Source organism: Nonomuraea sp. NPDC049309, assembly GCF_043196965.1.
Classification (GTDB): Bacteria; Actinomycetota; Actinomycetes; order Streptosporangiales; family Streptosporangiaceae; genus Nonomuraea; species Nonomuraea fastidiosa.
The window spans coordinates 597,890-612,270 of record NZ_JBICSH010000003.1; the positions used below are offsets into that span (position 1 = coordinate 597,890).

15 protein-coding genes and 1 riboswitch are annotated in these 14,381 nt (G+C 70.8%); of the genes, 6 read left to right on the top strand and 9 right to left on the bottom strand.

Annotated features, from left to right (window positions below):
* Positions 1-40 precede the first annotated feature (40 nt).
* Positions 41-706, top strand: coding sequence for an AIM24 family protein (locus tag ACGFIM_RS23355; protein ID WP_393203494.1), 666 nt, complete (start codon positions 41-43; stop codon positions 704-706).
* Here the strand turns inward: ACGFIM_RS23355 and ACGFIM_RS23360 are convergent.
* The 3 genes from ACGFIM_RS23360 to ACGFIM_RS23370 all read right to left on the bottom strand — a co-directional run bounded on the left by ACGFIM_RS23360 (position 703) and on the right by ACGFIM_RS23370 (position 3,159).
* Positions 703-1,734 (bottom strand): cellulose binding domain-containing protein, encoded by a 1,032-nt coding sequence (locus ACGFIM_RS23360; RefSeq protein ID WP_393203496.1) that lies wholly within the window; start codon positions 1,732-1,734, stop codon positions 703-705. The two genes, ACGFIM_RS23355 and ACGFIM_RS23360, sit on opposite strands and share 4 nt — an antisense overlap.
* 200 nt (positions 1,735-1,934) lie before the next feature.
* A complete protein-coding gene (locus ACGFIM_RS23365) occupies positions 1,935-2,801 on the bottom strand; it encodes a universal stress protein (protein ID WP_393203498.1) in 867 nt (288 codons plus the stop codon).
* Positions 2,802-2,811: 10 nt separating this feature from the next.
* Positions 2,812-3,159 (bottom strand): hypothetical protein, encoded by a 348-nt coding sequence (locus ACGFIM_RS23370; protein ID WP_393203500.1) that lies wholly within the window; start codon positions 3,157-3,159, stop codon positions 2,812-2,814.
* A 95-nt stretch (positions 3,160-3,254) separates the two neighbouring features.
* A riboswitch (TPP riboswitch) is annotated at positions 3,255-3,367 on the top strand.
* Here ACGFIM_RS23370 and thiC point away from each other — a divergent pair.
* Complete coding sequence (gene thiC / locus ACGFIM_RS23375) at positions 3,360-4,913, top strand: phosphomethylpyrimidine synthase ThiC (protein WP_393203502.1); 1,554 nt, start codon at positions 3,360-3,362, stop codon at positions 4,911-4,913. It overlaps the preceding riboswitch by 8 nt.
* On the opposite strand, the gene ACGFIM_RS23380 is transcribed toward thiC, so the two are convergent.
* Genes ACGFIM_RS23380 through ACGFIM_RS23400 form a run of 5 tightly spaced genes read right to left on the bottom strand, consistent with a single transcriptional unit; the run spans position 4,910 to position 9,376 of the window.
* On the bottom strand, positions 4,910-5,761 hold the full coding sequence (locus tag ACGFIM_RS23380) for an SDR family oxidoreductase (RefSeq protein ID WP_393203504.1): 852 nt from the start codon (positions 5,759-5,761) through the stop codon (positions 4,910-4,912). The genes thiC and ACGFIM_RS23380 overlap by 4 nt on opposite strands.
* Before the next feature lie 40 nt (positions 5,762-5,801).
* Positions 5,802-6,761, bottom strand: coding sequence for a glycine betaine ABC transporter substrate-binding protein (locus tag ACGFIM_RS23385; RefSeq protein WP_393203506.1), 960 nt, complete (start codon positions 6,759-6,761; stop codon positions 5,802-5,804).
* Positions 6,758-7,534 carry an ABC transporter permease gene (locus tag ACGFIM_RS23390; protein ID WP_393203508.1) on the bottom strand — a complete coding sequence of 259 codons (777 nt, stop codon included), beginning with the start codon at positions 7,532-7,534 and terminating at the stop codon, positions 6,758-6,760. The genes ACGFIM_RS23385 and ACGFIM_RS23390 overlap by 4 nt, the downstream gene beginning before the upstream one ends.
* Entirely contained in the window at positions 7,531-8,718 is a 1,188-nt protein-coding gene (locus ACGFIM_RS23395) for an ABC transporter ATP-binding protein (RefSeq protein ID WP_393203510.1), read from the bottom strand. The genes ACGFIM_RS23390 and ACGFIM_RS23395 overlap by 4 nt, the downstream gene beginning before the upstream one ends.
* The gene (locus ACGFIM_RS23400; protein ID WP_393203512.1) at positions 8,711-9,376 is read right to left on the bottom strand and encodes an ABC transporter permease; all 666 of its coding nucleotides are present in this window, start codon (positions 9,374-9,376) and stop codon (positions 8,711-8,713) included. The genes ACGFIM_RS23395 and ACGFIM_RS23400 overlap by 8 nt, the downstream gene beginning before the upstream one ends.
* 393 nt (positions 9,377-9,769) lie before the next feature.
* Between ACGFIM_RS23400 and ACGFIM_RS23405 the strand changes: the two genes are divergently transcribed.
* From ACGFIM_RS23405 to ACGFIM_RS23415, 3 genes are all read left to right on the top strand, one after another.
* A complete protein-coding gene (locus ACGFIM_RS23405; RefSeq protein ID WP_393203514.1) occupies positions 9,770-10,696 on the top strand; it encodes an alpha/beta fold hydrolase in 927 nt (308 codons plus the stop codon).
* A 781-nt stretch (positions 10,697-11,477) separates the two neighbouring features.
* Positions 11,478-11,609 carry a hypothetical protein gene (locus ACGFIM_RS23410; RefSeq protein WP_393203516.1) on the top strand — a complete coding sequence of 44 codons (132 nt, stop codon included), beginning with the start codon at positions 11,478-11,480 and terminating at the stop codon, positions 11,607-11,609.
* A gap of 14 nt (positions 11,610-11,623) precedes the next feature.
* A complete protein-coding gene (locus tag ACGFIM_RS23415; RefSeq protein ID WP_393203518.1) occupies positions 11,624-12,253 on the top strand; it encodes a DUF6879 family protein in 630 nt (209 codons plus the stop codon).
* A gap of 27 nt (positions 12,254-12,280) precedes the next feature.
* Here the strand turns inward: ACGFIM_RS23415 and ACGFIM_RS23420 are convergent, their stop codons facing one another.
* A complete protein-coding gene (locus ACGFIM_RS23420; protein ID WP_393203520.1) occupies positions 12,281-13,504 on the bottom strand; it encodes an acyl-CoA dehydrogenase family protein in 1,224 nt (407 codons plus the stop codon).
* Between the two features lie 101 nt (positions 13,505-13,605).
* Between ACGFIM_RS23420 and ACGFIM_RS23425 the strand changes: the two genes are divergently transcribed.
* Positions 13,606-14,349, top strand: a complete 744-nt coding sequence (locus ACGFIM_RS23425) for a TetR family transcriptional regulator (RefSeq protein WP_393203522.1) — start codon at positions 13,606-13,608, stop codon at positions 14,347-14,349.
* The last annotated feature ends 32 nt before the right edge of the window (positions 14,350-14,381 follow it).

The window sequence follows — 14,381 nt, forward strand, 5'->3', positions numbered from 1 at the left end:
TCCTTTCGTACACACCCGACGACGGAAGGTTGACAAGCAGGTGCGCGGCTCGGTTTTCGGCAACATCGACCCCCAGCGGCTCCCTCCCGGGTTCGCGCTGGAGAACGCCAAGATGCTGCGCGCGCAGCTCCCCGGCGACGTGCTGGCCAAACAGGGCTCGATGGTCGCCTTCCAGGGGGAGATGGACTTCGACTACGAAGGCGGCGGGCTCGGCAAGCTGTTCAAGAAGGCCGTCACGGGCGAGGGCGCCTCGCTGATGCGCGTGAGCGGCCAGGGCCTGCTCTACCTCGCCGACAACGCCGACGACATCCACCTGTTCTACCTGGAGAACGAGGGCATCACGGTCAACGGCCGCAATCTACTCGCCTTCCAGCCGCAGCTGTCGTGGGACATCAAGCGGGTGCAGGGCGCGGGGATCGCGGCCGGCGGGCTGTTCAACACCACGATCACCGGCACGGGGTGGGTGGCGGTGACCACCCACGGCACTCCGGTGCTGCTCGACGCCTCGCGCATGCCGACGTACGCCGACGGGCAGTCGGCGGTGTGCTGGAGCACCTCGCTGCAGGTCGGCGTCAACCGGACGGTGAAGATGGGCGCGCTGATCGGCCGGGGGAGCGGCGAGGCCATGCAGCTCGCGTTCAGGGGGCAGGGGTTCGTGCTGGTGCAGGCCAGCGAGGGGCCGCCGGTGGTGAAGGCGTCCTCCTAGCTCGAACAGGCGGGCGTGGGGGCGGTGTTGGCGCCCTCGTACGAGCCGAGGAAGCCGAACGTCGTGGACGCCCCGGGCGCGAGCGAGCCGTTCCACGCCGCGTTGCGCACGGTCACCGACGAGCCGTCCGTGCTCAGCGTGCCGCCCCAGAGCTGGGTGAGGTGCTGGCCGTCGGCGTACGTCCAGGTCACCGTCCAGCCGGTCATCGGCGCGGTGCCGGTGTTGGTGACGGTGACCTCGCCCTGGAAGCCGCCCTGCCACTGACCTGTCGTCTGGTACGTGGCCGTGCAGCCGCCCTCGGGCACGGTGGGCGTGTCGGTGGGGGTCGGGGTGCCGGACAGCGCCTCGACCAGGGCCGGGTACCACGTGTCGGCCATTTTCTGGTCGCCCGATGCGTTGGGGTGCACGCCGTCGTAGGTGTCGGTGGCCGTGTCGAAGCCCGTCCACTGGTCCACCACGGTGATCGGCGACCGGTCGGTGGTCGTCGCGGCGGCCCAGGCGGGGATGGCGTCGTTGAGCGCCACGACGCGCTGGGCGCAGTCGGGGCAGCTCGACGGGTTCATCGGGATGATCTTGGCGACGAGGATGCGCATGTTGGGGTTGCTCGCCCGCATCTGGTTCACCAGCGTGGTGAACGCGCTGAGGATCGTCGCGGGCGGGATGTTGCTCCACACGTCGTTGGTGCCGAAGTGCATGAGCACGATGTCGGGGTGCGTGGCCGAGAGCCAGCCGGGCAGCAGGTTCTGGTCGGCCACGTTGGTGGCGAGGTAGCCGCCGTGGCCCTCGTTGTCGCCGTCGTGCTCGATCCCGCAGCTCTGCGGCGGCAGCGTGCCGACGAAGTCGATGTTCGTGTGGCCGGTGCTCTGCAGCCGGTTCCACAGCAGGGCGCGCCAGCAGCCGGGGGAGCCGGTGATGGAGTCGCCGAGCGGCATGATCCGTACGGCCGCCGCCTCGGCCGGCGTCGTCGCGAACAGCACGGCCGCGATCACGGCCACCATCCCGGCCAGCACTGCACCGATCTTGCGCATGGTCCGCTCTCCCGTCGTCACCCTGCGCGCAGATCGTAAAGAACCCTTACGGATGCGGAAAAGGGGCCGATCTGGTCATCAGGGGTGACCTGGGGAGATCCATGTAACTTTCACGTTCGCGGGTGCGGGCGATGCGGTGGACTCGTCAGGCCGGGGCGTGCGGGTGCAGGTTCGCGGGTGAGGGCGATCCGGCGGGGTCGTCAGACGGGGGAGCCGGGCTGCGATGCCGTGTCGGGGGCGCGGACCACCGCGAGCGGGCAGGGCGCGTGCTGCAGCATGGCCTGGCTGATCGACCCGAGCAGCATGCCCGCGAGCTGCCCTCGCCCGCGCGAGCCCACCACCAGCAGCTCGGCGCCCGCCGCCGCCTCCTTCAGCACGTCGACCGGATGCCCGTGCACCACCTCGGCGGTCACCTCCACGCCGGGATGCTCGGCGCGCAGCGGGACGAGCGCGCTCTGCAGGGCGAGCAGATGGCCCTGCTCGCTGTCGCTGTCGGCGGGTTCGAAGCCGCCCGGCTGGGGCCAGGCCCACGCCTGCACGACCCGCAGCCGCGCCCCGCGCAGCTCGGCCTCGGCGAAGGCGAACTCCAGGGCCTTGCCCGCGCGGGCGGACAGGTCGGTGCCCACGACGATCTCGCCGGGCGTGGCGGCGCGGTCGCGGACGAGGACGACGTTCGTCTCGGCGTGCGCGACGACCCCGTACGCGACGGAGCCCACGAGCAGCCCGCGCACGCCGCCGAGCCCGCGGCTCCCGACGACCAGCAGCTCGGCCTCGGCGGATGCTTCGACCAGCGCCGCGCGGGGATCGCCGGGGAGCAGGACGGTCTCCACCTGGACCTGGGGCCGCTCGCGCAGCGCGCGGTCCTTGGCGGAGGTCAGCACGGACTGCGCGCCCTCGCGCATCCACCGGGCGACCTCGGCGTAGCGGACGGGGGTGCCCTCCTCGCACACCCACGCGGGCACGACGTGGGCGACGGTCAGCGGCACCTGGCGCAGCGCGGCCTCGGTGGCGGCCCAGCCGGCCGCCTCGAGGCCGGGCCGGGAGCCGTCCACACCTACGATGATCACGCTCGGCTCCTCAGGACAGGACGTAGCACTCCACTTCGGCGCGCCGGAACGACAGTCCCTTGGCTTCGGAGTCGCGCACGCAGGCGCGCTCGGCGGCGCTGAGTTTGAGCGTGCCGCAGACGGTCACGCCGGCGTAGGTGCGGCAGTCGAGTGCGGGGTCGGTACGGCCGACGCGGTAGAGCTCTCTCACGTTCGCGCGGCACTTGGCCTTGCCGGTATTGGAGTAGCGGCACTGAGCCAGCAGGATGTCGTACTGCTCCTGGCTGACCTCGTGCTGTTGCATGCCGTCCCCGGCGGCGGCGGTGGCGCCGGATGCGGCCATCACGACGAGTAGTCCTGCGACAGCGGCGATTCTCATCATGTTTCCCCTGATGGGGTCCGTACCGCTGAGAAGACCCATCAAACCTTTTTCGGGCGGGTTTGGGACCTTGGCGGGCCCGGGTACGATCACCGCCGTCCGAACGCGGGAGCCCGGTGGAGACCGGGCTGAGAGGACGGCTGCGAGCCGCCGACCGCCAGAACCTGCTCCGGGTAATGCCGGCGAAGGGAGTTTGCGCGATGAGCGACGCGCGCTTTTCCAAGATCTACTGCGGTGAGCTCCGGGTCCCGATGCGCCAGGTGCGCCTGTCGAACGACAAGACGGTCACCCTGTACGACACCTCGGGCCCGTACACCGACCCCTCCTACGAGCCCGATCTGCGCCGGGGCCTGCCGCGCCGCCGGGCGGAGTGGATCGAGGAGCGGCGGGCGGCCGGGCATCCGGTCACCCAGGTCGCCTGCGCCCGCCGGGGCCTGGTGACCAAGGAGATGGAGTTCGTGGCGATACGCGAGGGCGTCTCGCCGGAGTTCGTCCGCGAGGAGGTGGCCGCGGGCCGGGCCATCATCCCCGCGAACGTCAACCACCCCGAATCCGAACCGATGATCATCGGGCGTAACTTCCTCGTGAAGATCAACGCCAACATCGGCAACTCCGCGGTCACCTCCTCCATCGAGGAGGAGGTGGAGAAGATGACCTGGGCCACCCGCTGGGGCGCCGACACGATCATGGACCTGTCCACCGGCGCGGACATCCACGAGACCCGCGAGTGGATCCTGCGCAACTCCCCGGTCCCCGTCGGCACCGTGCCGATCTACCAGGCGCTGGAGAAGGTGAAGGGCCGTCCCGAGGAGCTGTCGTGGGAGGTCTTCCGCGACACCCTGATCGAGCAGTGCGAGCAGGGCGTCGACTACGTGACCGTGCACGCGGGCGTGCGGCTCGCGCACGTGCCGCTCACCGTGGGCCGCAAGACCGGCATCGTCTCGCGCGGCGGCTCGATCATGGCCGCCTGGTGCCTGGCGCACCACCGCGAGAGCTTCCTGTACGAGAACTTCGCCGAGATGTGCGAGATCCTCGCCCGCTACGACGTGTCGTTCTCGCTGGGCGACGGCCTGCGGCCCGGCTCGATCGCCGACGCCAACGACGAGGCCCAGTTCGCCGAGCTGCGCACGCTGGGCGAACTCACCAAGATCGCGCGCGAGCACGATGTCCAGGTGATGATCGAGGGCCCGGGCCACGTGCCCATGCACAAGATCAAGGAGAACGTCGACCTCCAGCGCGAGCTCTGCGACGACGCGCCGTTCTACACGCTCGGCCCGCTCGTCACCGACATCGCCCCCGGCTACGACCACATCACCTCGGGCATCGGCGCCGCCATGATCGGCTGGTACGGCACGGCCATGCTCTGCTACGTCACCCCCAAGGAGCACCTCGGCCTGCCGGACAAGGACGACGTGAAGACCGGCGTCATCACGTACAAGATCGCCGCCCATGCCGCCGACCTGGCCAAGGGGCACCCGAAGGCGCAGGAGTGGGACGACGCGCTGTCGGACGCGCGCTTCGAGTTCCGCTGGGAGGACCAGTTCGACCTGTCGCTCGACCCCGACACGGCCCGCTCGTTCCACGACGAGACGCTGCCCGCCGCGCCCGCCAAGACCGCGCACTTCTGCTCGATGTGCGGGCCGAAGTTCTGCTCAATGCGGATCAGCCACGACATCAGGCAGGCCGGCTACGCGGAGAAGGCGGCCGAGTTCCGCCGCCTGGGCGGCACGGTCTACGTGAGCGACGCGGGCTAACCCGGCAAGGTCTCGCCGCCGATCGGAGCCAGCACCTCGCCCGTGTAGTACGAGGACAGCCGGTCGGAGGCGAAGAACACGTACGAGGGGGCGATCTCGTCCGGATGGGCGGGTCGCCCCATCGGCACCTGCTCGCCGAACGTCTCCACCTTCTCCTGCGGCATCGTGGCCGGGATGAGCGGCGTCCACACCGGTCCGGGAGCCACCGCGTTGACCCGGATGCCGCGCTCGACCAGGTTCTGGGCCATGGAGTAGGTGAACGCGTTGATCGCGCCCTTCGTGGCGGCGTAGTCGATGAGCGACTTGTTGCCGCGCAGGCCGTTGATCGACGAGGTGTTGATGACGGCCGCGCCCTCGCGCATGTGCGGGAGCGCCGCCCTCAGCACGCGGTAGTAGCTGTGGATGTTGACGGCGAACGTGTGCTCCCACTGCTCGTCGTCCAGCTCCTCCAGGCCGCTCACCGGCTGCTGGTAGGCCACGTTGTTCACCAGCACGTCCAGACCGCCCAGCTCGGAGACCGTCTGCTCGACGACCGACACGCAGTGGGCGCGGTCGGCCAGGTCTCCGGGGATCAGCACGCAGCGCCGCCCGGTCTCCTCGACCAGCTTGCGGGTGTGCGCGGCGTCCTCGTGCTCGCTCAGGTACGCGATCGCGACGTCCGCGCCTTCCTTGGCGAACGCCACCGCGACCGCCCTGCCGATGCCCGAGTCGCCGCCGGTGATGAGCGCCTTCTTGCCGGCGAGCAGGTCACGGCCGGCGTAGTCGCGCATCTCGTCGCGCGGTTCGGGCGCCATCTCGCCGGTGCTGCCCGGATAGGGCTGCTGCTGGGGTGGTGGTGTCTGCGACATGACCTGCGGGCTGCCCGCGATCAGGTGCGGCTAACGCCCCTCACCCGACGAATCCCTGTGACCTGAGCCAGTCGCGGGCCACCAGCACGGGCATGTCGCCGTCCACGTCCACCTGGGCGTTCAGGTCGCGCATCACGTCGTCGGTCAGCTTCGCGCTGATGGGCGCGAAGATCTCGGCGATCTCCGGGTGCGCCTGGAAGAGCTGCCGTCGCATCGTCACCGCCGCGTTGTACTGCGGGAAGAAGTGCCGGTCGTCCTCCAGCAGCACCAGGCCGAGCGCCTTGACCCGGCCGTCCGTGGTGGTCACCATGCCCATCGTGCACTGCCCGCTCGCCACCGACCGGTAGAGCACGCCGACCGACAGCCGCTTCACGTTCGCCCGCGGCACGTCCTTGCCGTACTCCAGGCCGTAGCCCCGCAGCATGCCGAGGAAGCCGTCGTCGCGGCCGAAGGTCTCGTGGTCCACGCAGAACGTGCGCTGCGGCAGCGGCACCTTGGTGATGTCGGAGATCTTCGACAGGCCCCACTTCTCGGCCGACGCCCGGGTGACGCCGATCGCGTAGCTGTTGTTCAGCGGGGCGGGCGGCAGCCACACGATGCCGTTCTTCCGCAGGTCCAGGTCGCGTACGGCCTCGTACTGCGCCTGCGCGCCCGGCACCGGCCGCTGCTGTCCCAGGTACGTGATCCAGCCGGTGCCCGTGTACTCCCACATCAGGTCGGCGTCGCCGCGGATCAGCGAGGCGCGGGCGTTCACGCTGCCCTGCACGTTCGTCTGGTCCACCACGTCCGCCCCGGCCGCGGTGAGGGCGACCACGGCGATCTTGCCGAGCACGAGCTGCTCGGTGAACTCCTTGGACGTCACCCGCACCCGCTTGCCCTCGAGGTTGGGGATCGGGCGGATGCTGCCCGGCTCGATCGGCGGCACGAACGACGACGCGGGCCGCAGACCGCACCCGGCGGCGCAGACCAGGACCGCGAGCGCGGCGGCCAGAGCCCTCATGTGAGGCCCTTCGGGGACAGCAGCCGCTGCGCCACGCCGGCCGCCCAGTCGATGAGCAGCGCCAGCACCGCGATCAGCACGCATCCGGTGATCAGGATGAGGTTGCGCTGCGTGCTCACCCCGGCGGTGATCAGGTCGCCGAGCCCGCCCGAGCCGATGAACGCCGCGATGCCCGCCGTGCCCACGTTCAGCACCAGCGTCGTACGGACGCCCGACAGGATGACCGGCACCGCCATCGGCAGCTCCACCTTGAACAGCACCCCCGATGCGGACATGCCGATGCCCCGCCCCGCGTCCACCAGGCGCGGATCCACCTGCTCCAGGCCCACCATCGTGTTGCGCAGCGTGGGCAGCAGGCTGTAGGCGAACAGCGCGGCCACCGCCGTCCAGAACCCGATCTGGAACAGCACCGCGAGCAGCACCACCAGGCCCACCGCCGGGGTGGCCTGGCCCAGGTTCACCAGCGACAGCACCGCCGGCGTGGCCCTGCGCAGCGCGCCGCGCGTCAGCAGCACGCCCAGCGGCAGCGCCACCGCCAGCACCAGCACGGTCGAGAAGAACACCAGCTGGATGTGCTCCCACGTGCGGCGCAGCAGGAACGGCAGGCTGAGCGAGCCGCGCTCGATGCCGTCGAGCGGCACCACCTGCGTGTAGCCGACCATCGCGGCGGCCACCGCCAGGTAGCACAGCGGCGGCAGGATCGCGTGCCACGACCGGCCGATGCGCGGCTCGGGGGTGGTGGCCTCCCTCTCGGCGGCGCTGTCCACCGTCATCCGGCACCGCTCCTCTTCATCCGCCGCTCCCGCTCGCGGGCCTTGATCGACTGGATCGCGTTCTGCACCGTGCTCAGCGACAGCGCGCCCGCGTACGCGCGCCGCCTGCCCTCCACCGGCAGGATGTCGGTGTCGGCGTTGAGCAGCGCCTCAAGCGCATCCTGCAGCGTGCTGCGATGGCTGATCGCGCTGGTCACGGGATCGCCCGCCGCGCCGGCGGGGCCCGTGCGGCCTTCCAGGCCGGCCGTGGTCACCCAGCGCAGCGGGCGGCGCATCCCGTCGGTGATCAGCGCGTAGCCGCGGCCGTCCCGCTCGATCTCGCGCAGCACGTCGGCGCAGTCGCGGTCCTCGGCGAAGAACGGCACCTGATCCAGCTCGATGTCGCCCACCTTCGTCAGGCGCAGCAGCCGCATCGACGAGCCGCCGCCGAGGAACTGCTCGACGTACTCGCTGGCCGGGTTCGTGAGGATCTCGGCCGGGCGGGCGTACTGCACGATGTGGCCGGGACGCTGCATGATCGCGATGTGGTCGCCGATCTTCAGCGCCTCGTCCACGTCGTGCGTGACGAAGACGATCGTCTTGGCCAGGTCGTCCTGGAGGCGGAGCAGCTCGTCCTGCAGCCGCTCGCGGGTGATGGGGTCGAGCGCGCCGAACGGCTCGTCCATGAGCAGCACCGGAGGGTCGGCGGCCAGCGCCCTGGCCACGCCCACCCGCTGCTGCTGGCCGCCCGACAGCTGGCGCGGATACGCGTCGCGGAACTGCTCGGGCTCCAGCCCCACCAGCGTCAGCAGCTCGTCCACCCGCTCGGCGATGCGCCTGCGGTCCCAGCCCAGCATCTTGGGCACCTGGGCGATGTTCGCCGCCACCGTCATGTGGGGGAACAGGCCGGCCTGCTGGATGACGTACCCGATGTGGCGGCGCAGCCGGTCGGGGTCGATGTCGCGGGAGTTCTGGCCGTTGATGAAGATGTCGCCCGACGTGGGCTCGATCAAGCGGTTGATCATCCGCATCGTGGTGGTCTTGCCGCAGCCCGACGGGCCGAGCAGGACCACGATCTCGCCCGCCGCGATGTCCAGGTCCAGCTCCTTCACGGCCGGCTCGCCGCCGCCGGGGAACGTCTTGGTCACCTTGCGCAGCTCGATCGGCACGCCGTGAGTCGTCGTGGCCCGCTGCTGGTCAGGCACGTGCACCTCCCGATGCGGGCCGCCGGTTCGGCGTGGTGAGCCGGCCGATGAGCACGAAGAAGCCGTCGAAGACGAGCGCCAGGATCGCCACGCCGATCGTGCCGGTCAGCGTGGCGTTGAGCGCGTTCGCGCCGCCGAGCCTGGCCAGCCCGGAGAAGATCTGCTCGCCGAGCCCCGGGCCGGAGACGTACGCGGCGACCGCGCCGATGCCCATGGAGAGCTGCGTGGCCACGCGGATGCCCGTCAGGATCACCGGCCAGGCGAGCGGCAGCTCCACCCTGAGCAGCGACCTGCGGCGGCTCATGCCGATGCCGCGCGCGGCGTCCACCAGCAGGGGATCGACGTCGCGCAGGCCGACGATCGTGTTGCGGACGATGGGCAGCAGGGCGTACAGGACGATCGCCGTCACCGCGGGGGCCACGCCCAGGCCGAGCGGCGGGATCAGCAGGCCCAGCATGGCCAGCGACGGCACCGTGAACAGCACCCCGGCCACCGCCGTGGCCAGTGCCGACGGCTTGGGGCGGCGGTAGGTGGTCACGCCGATGAGCACGCCGAGCACGGCCGCCACCAGCACGCATTGGGCGACCATGCTGGCGTGCTGCCACGTCTCGAAGACGATGAGATCCCATCTGTCCTCGATGTACTCCCAGAGTGTCATCGCCTGACTCCTAGCCGTGACACCCAGCATCAAACGCCTCATCTGTCACTTCTTGCACAAAGATGGAGTGGGGAGGGTTGCCTGCTGCGGTGCTCTTGACCTCGGGTGGAAGCGCTTCTAGCGCCTGATGGAAGAGGCCTTCCGGGAGCGCTGCGCGGCCGGCCCGCCGACCGCCGGCGCCCGCATCGTGACCGCCGCCTGATCCCCGCCGCGGCCGGCTGACGCGGCGGTTGTCCCCCTTGAGAGCTACCGGAGGTTGTCCACCGAGCGGTGACGACCGGGAGGGGGCCGAAACCCTAGCGTTCTCTGTGCCGGCGCGATCAACGAGATCGCCCGCCGGCACCGCCGGCCGGACCAGCCCGGCGGCCCTGACATCACGCTTGGGAGGACGACATGAAGCGCACGTTCAAGGCAGCCGCCGTGATCACTGCGTGCACCGCCGTCGGGATGGGCATCGCCGCCGGACCGGCCGCCGCCGCCCCGCGGGACCCGCTGGCCGGCACCGGCATTGCGAACTTCGACCCCTTTGCTGCCAGGCACAAGGCCGACCCGTTCGTCGGCACCAAGAAGATCAAGGTTGCCGGCAAGTCGGTGAACGTGTCGTGCTCCGGGCGTCCGGCCACGGGCCGCAAGCCGGTGATCGTGCTGCTGGCCGGCATGGGTGACGGGCTGGACAAGCTGGCCTCCCTGCAGAAGACGCTGAGCAAGAAGAACCGCGTCTGCTCCTACGACCGGCTCGGCGAGGGCAAGAGCGACAAGCCGGCCCGCAAGCAGACCTTCGCCGACACCGGGCGCATCCTCACCGGCGTGCTCGACCGCGTCGCCGGCCGTCAGCCCGTGGTGCTCGCCGGTCACTCGCTGGGCGGGCTCATCGCCGCCAGGTACGCCCCCGAGCACCGCGACCGCGTCAAGGGCCTGGTGCTGCTCGACGCCACCCCCTCCACCATGCAGCGCGACGTCAAGAAGGCCATCCCCGCGTCGGCCACCGGCCCCGCCGCCGAGCTGCGCGCCCAGAACCTCGCGGTCTTCCAGGGGCAGAACCCTGAGATGCTGGTCGTCCCCGACGGCCGGGTGCGTTCGGCCGGGCGCATCCCGGTCGAGGTGATCCGGCACGGCAAGCCGTACCTCGCGGCGATCCCGACGTACGGGCCGAAGCTGGAGAAGGCGTGGACCGCCGGCCAGCGCAAGTGGCTCGCCCTGTCCCGCAACAGCCGCCTGACCGTGGCGAAGAAGAGCGAGCACTACATCTACGTGGACCAGCCCGCGGTCGCCGTCAAGGCCATCCGGACCGTCGCCGCCAAGGCCGCCAAGGCCCGCTGACCCGCGCGCCGGCCGTCTGGGGAGTCCGGCCGGCGCGCCGGGACGACCACCGCGCCCCACCGGAAGCCGGCGCGAGCCTCCCGTACGCCCGGTGCTTCTCGCGGGGGCGCGGTGGTCGCCGGTGGCCCGGTGCGCCCCTCGGGGCGCCCGCCGCGAGCGCTGGAGCGCGCAGCGGGGACGTCGCAGCTTTCGGCGGCGCCGCTGGGGATCTCGGCGCGGGACGCCGGAGCCTTCGGCGCGGTCGTTGAGCTTCGGCGGGCCGCTGGGGCTTCCGGCGCGGAGCCCGGGAGGGCTGGTGCGGGCGCCGAGGCGTCGGTTCGGGTGGTGGGAGGGCGGAGGAGGCCGGTGGGGAGGAGGGGGCGCCGGAGGCCGGCACGAGTGCTGGGTGCCGCCGTAGGCGCCGGGTGCCGGTGCGGGTGCTGCGTGACCGGCATCGGTGGTGGGTAGGTCGGGCGCGGCCTGCAGCGGATCGGCGAGTGCGCCGATGGATGGTGTCGCAAACGCTGCAAGGCCGCGCCCGACGGGTGGGTGAGCTCGGGCCGGGGCCGCCGGGCGCGCGGCCGCTGCACGGGAACCGGTCCTGCCCGTGCGGCGGCCGTTTCACGGCGAGGGGAGGCCTCGGCACCCCGGCCCGATGCGGCGGCCGGTGTGAGTGCGCGTGTTGCCGGCCGGTGTGGATTCCCGCTGATTTTCAGGGTCCGATCGGGGCGGGGGCAATTCGATTTGTAGGGGTTTGTTCCGGTGCGGAGGCGGGTTTTCGGGTTTTGCCGGGGTTGGGTGGGTGATGCTCGACAAGCGGCGCTTCGTGGTGATAGTCAGGGACTTGACCTGCGAAATCAAGCTCATGCCGTCGAGTGCGGCGACCGGTTCTGGCGTGCTGTCCGGTCGTCCGGCGTGCGGGCTGCGTGCGTGACAGGGGATACTCTCATGCTTGAACGCATTCACGAAATACCGGGCGTCAGGCTGAGTGCGGATGAATACCTTGACGATTTCTGGCCTAATTTCCGGAAAATAGATGACGTGTTCTGGAAGCTGGAGCGCATCCAGAGTTTCCAGGAGACGGGCGAGCCGAGCTGGGTCGCGATGATGGAGGGCGACTGGGACCGGTCGCTGAAGCTCATCGACGACAAGCCCATCGGCTGGTTCGACAGCCGGGGCGGGCTGATGCGGGAGTACGACCGCCCGGCCGAGAACTTCCTGCGCCGGCGCATCAGGATCGTGGAGCAGCCCGTCACGCCGTACCTGCAATGGGAGATGCACGTGCTGGCGCTGCGGGTGGCCACCGTCGAGCAGGTGCGGGTGCTCGACGCGGGCGAGGTGGCCGAGCTGGAGGGCGGCCGGCGGCTGCCGGAGCTGGTGGTGCTCGGCACGGTGGTGATGTACGAGGTGACGTACGACGAGACCGGCAGGCACAGCGGGGCGCGGCGCATCGACGACCGGGAGGTCATCGAGGCCTGCCACGGTGAGCTGGACAAGCTGTTCGCCGCGGGTGAGGACTTCCGGTCCTACTACGACCGGGAGATCGTGCCGCTGCCCGCGCCCCGGGTGAGCGTCTGACGCGGTCCCCAGGGCTGCCGGCGACGGCTACAGCGGCAGGCCGCCGGTGGCTGCCGAGGTGGAGCCGGTGGCCTGGTAGGCGGCGATGGTGCGTTCGGCGATGCGCATCTGGTGGATCTCGTCGGCCCCGTCGGCGAAGCGGGCCCACCGGGCGTGCTGGAACATCTGGGCGAGCGGCGTGTCGGTGGAGTAGCCGAGCGCGCCGTGCACCTGGATGGCACGGTCGACGATGCGGTTGAGGCTGCCCGCGACGAAGTGCTTGGCCATGGAGACCTCCGTACGGAAGTCCTCACCCTTGTCGATCTTCGATGCGGCGTGCAGGACCATGAGCTTGCACTGGTACAGCTCCATCGCCGAGTCGGCGATCATCCACTGGATGCCCTGCTTCTCGGCGAGCAGCGAGCCGTGGCTGTAGCGGTTGAGCGCGCGGTCCACCATCATGTCCAGGGCGGTCTCGGCCTGCGAGATCCAGCGCATGCAGTGGGCGAGGCGGGCCGGTCCGAGGCGGTACTGCCCCAGCCGGTGCCCGTTGCCGCGCCCGCCGAGCACGGCGCTCGCGGGCACCCGCAGGTCCTTGATGACGATCTCGCTGTGCCCGGTCGAGCCGTGCATGGTCTCGATCTCGCGGACGTCCTGCCAGCCCGGGTCGGGCAGGTCGATGATGAACGCGGTGTTCGCGCCCCGCGACCCCTCGGGCACGTCCTTCTCCGTACGGGCGATGAGGATCGCGAAGTTCGCCCGGCGCGCGTTGGAGATGAACCACTTGTGGCCGTTGATGATCCACTCGTCGCCGTCCTGGACCGCCTCCGTACGGATCAGGGTGGGGTCGGATCCGGCCACCTCCGGCTCCGTCATGGCGAAGCAGGACGTCGCCCGCCCTTCAACGAGCGGGCGGAGGTACTTCTCCTTCTGCTCGTCGTTCCCCCAGTGCAGCAGCGTGTGCATGTTGCCCTCGTCGGGGGCCTGGCAGTTGAGCACCCACGGGCCGATGCGGGTCTTGGCCGCCTCCGACTGCACCATGGCCAGCTCGACGTGCCCGAGCCCCATGCCGCCCCACTCCTTCGGCATGTGCGGCAGCCACAGTCCCTGCTCCTTGGCGAGCGAGCGGAGGCGGAAGATCGTGCGCAGGTACGCCTCGCGGTCTCCTTCGGGCACCTCGTCCATGGCGGGGATGACCGTGCCCTGGATGAACGCGCGGACCCGCTTGCGGATCTCCTCGTGCTCGGGGGCGAGGGTGAAGTCGATGGCCATGCGGTCGTACCTCCCAAGGCGCGGGACGGAATCCCCGAGGGCGATTTCACCGATAGTACTATCGGTGAAATTCCGCACAAGACCCGCGGGAGAATCGACCGATGACGAGCACGCCGCGCACCAGGAGCGAGGCCAAGGACCTGACCAGGCGCCGGCTGCTGCGCGCGGCCCTGACCATCCTCGACGAGGAGGGCGAGGCCGGCCTCACTACGGTCAAGGTCGCCAGGGCCGCCGGCATCGCGCAGTCCAGCTTCTACGTGCACTTCAAGGACATGCAGGAGCTGCTGCGGGTGCTGGCTGAGGAAGGCGGCGAGCGGCTGCGCGCCTCCATGCGCGAGGCGCGCCGCAAGGCCCGCGAGGCTCCCGGGGACATCGATCTGCATCGCGAGACGTTCCGTATCCCGCTCGAGGCCATCTGCCGCCATCCCGAGCTGCTGCGCATCCAGCTCAGGGCGCGCCACGATCCCTCGTCCTCGCTGCGCGACTTCGCCAGGGAGACGGCGGACGCCTACCGCGACCATCACGCCGCCGACCTGGCCGCGCTCGGCTACACCGCGGACGGCGAGCGCGACCGGCGGCGGCTCGAGATGATCGCCGAAGGGCTCAACGCGGCCACCAACGCGCTGGCCATGGGACACATCGAAGGGCGGTACCCCGATCTCGACGAGGCGGCCGACATCCTGACCGCCCTGTCCCGGGGCGCCCTGCGCCTGCTCAGATCGACGGCCGCCGGGCCCGCGTCGCAGGGAGGAAGGCCGCAGGAGCCGGAAGGCGCTCCGCCTGCTGAGCCGGACTCGGGCACGGGGGCGGGTTCCGGCTCGGTGGAAAAGCTCGGTGGAGAATGAAGCGCCCCCGCCCCGGCCGGGGCGGCCGGCTG

Coding starts and splice junctions, on each gene's coding strand:
- ACGFIM_RS23415 (WP_393203518.1), top strand. CDS start 11,624: ATGCTTGAACGCATTCACGAAATACCGGGCGTCAGGCTGAGTGCGGAT.
- ACGFIM_RS23400 (WP_393203512.1), bottom strand. CDS start 9,376: ATGACACTCTGGGAGTACATCGAGGACAGATGGGATCTCATCGTCTTC.
- ACGFIM_RS23390 (WP_393203508.1), bottom strand. CDS start 7,534: ATGACGGTGGACAGCGCCGCCGAGAGGGAGGCCACCACCCCCGAGCCG.
- ACGFIM_RS23420 (WP_393203520.1), bottom strand. CDS start 13,504: ATGGCCATCGACTTCACCCTCGCCCCCGAGCACGAGGAGATCCGCAAG.
- ACGFIM_RS23385 (WP_393203506.1), bottom strand. CDS start 6,761: ATGAGGGCTCTGGCCGCCGCGCTCGCGGTCCTGGTCTGCGCCGCCGGG.
- ACGFIM_RS23405 (WP_393203514.1), top strand. CDS start 9,770: ATGAAGCGCACGTTCAAGGCAGCCGCCGTGATCACTGCGTGCACCGCC.
- ACGFIM_RS23370 (WP_393203500.1), bottom strand. CDS start 3,159: ATGAGAATCGCCGCTGTCGCAGGACTACTCGTCGTGATGGCCGCATCC.
- thiC (WP_393203502.1), top strand. CDS start 3,360: ATGAGCGACGCGCGCTTTTCCAAGATCTACTGCGGTGAGCTCCGGGTC.
- ACGFIM_RS23380 (WP_393203504.1), bottom strand. CDS start 5,761: ATGTCGCAGACACCACCACCCCAGCAGCAGCCCTATCCGGGCAGCACC.
- ACGFIM_RS23360 (WP_393203496.1), bottom strand. CDS start 1,734: ATGCGCAAGATCGGTGCAGTGCTGGCCGGGATGGTGGCCGTGATCGCG.
- ACGFIM_RS23425 (WP_393203522.1), top strand. CDS start 13,606: ATGACGAGCACGCCGCGCACCAGGAGCGAGGCCAAGGACCTGACCAGG.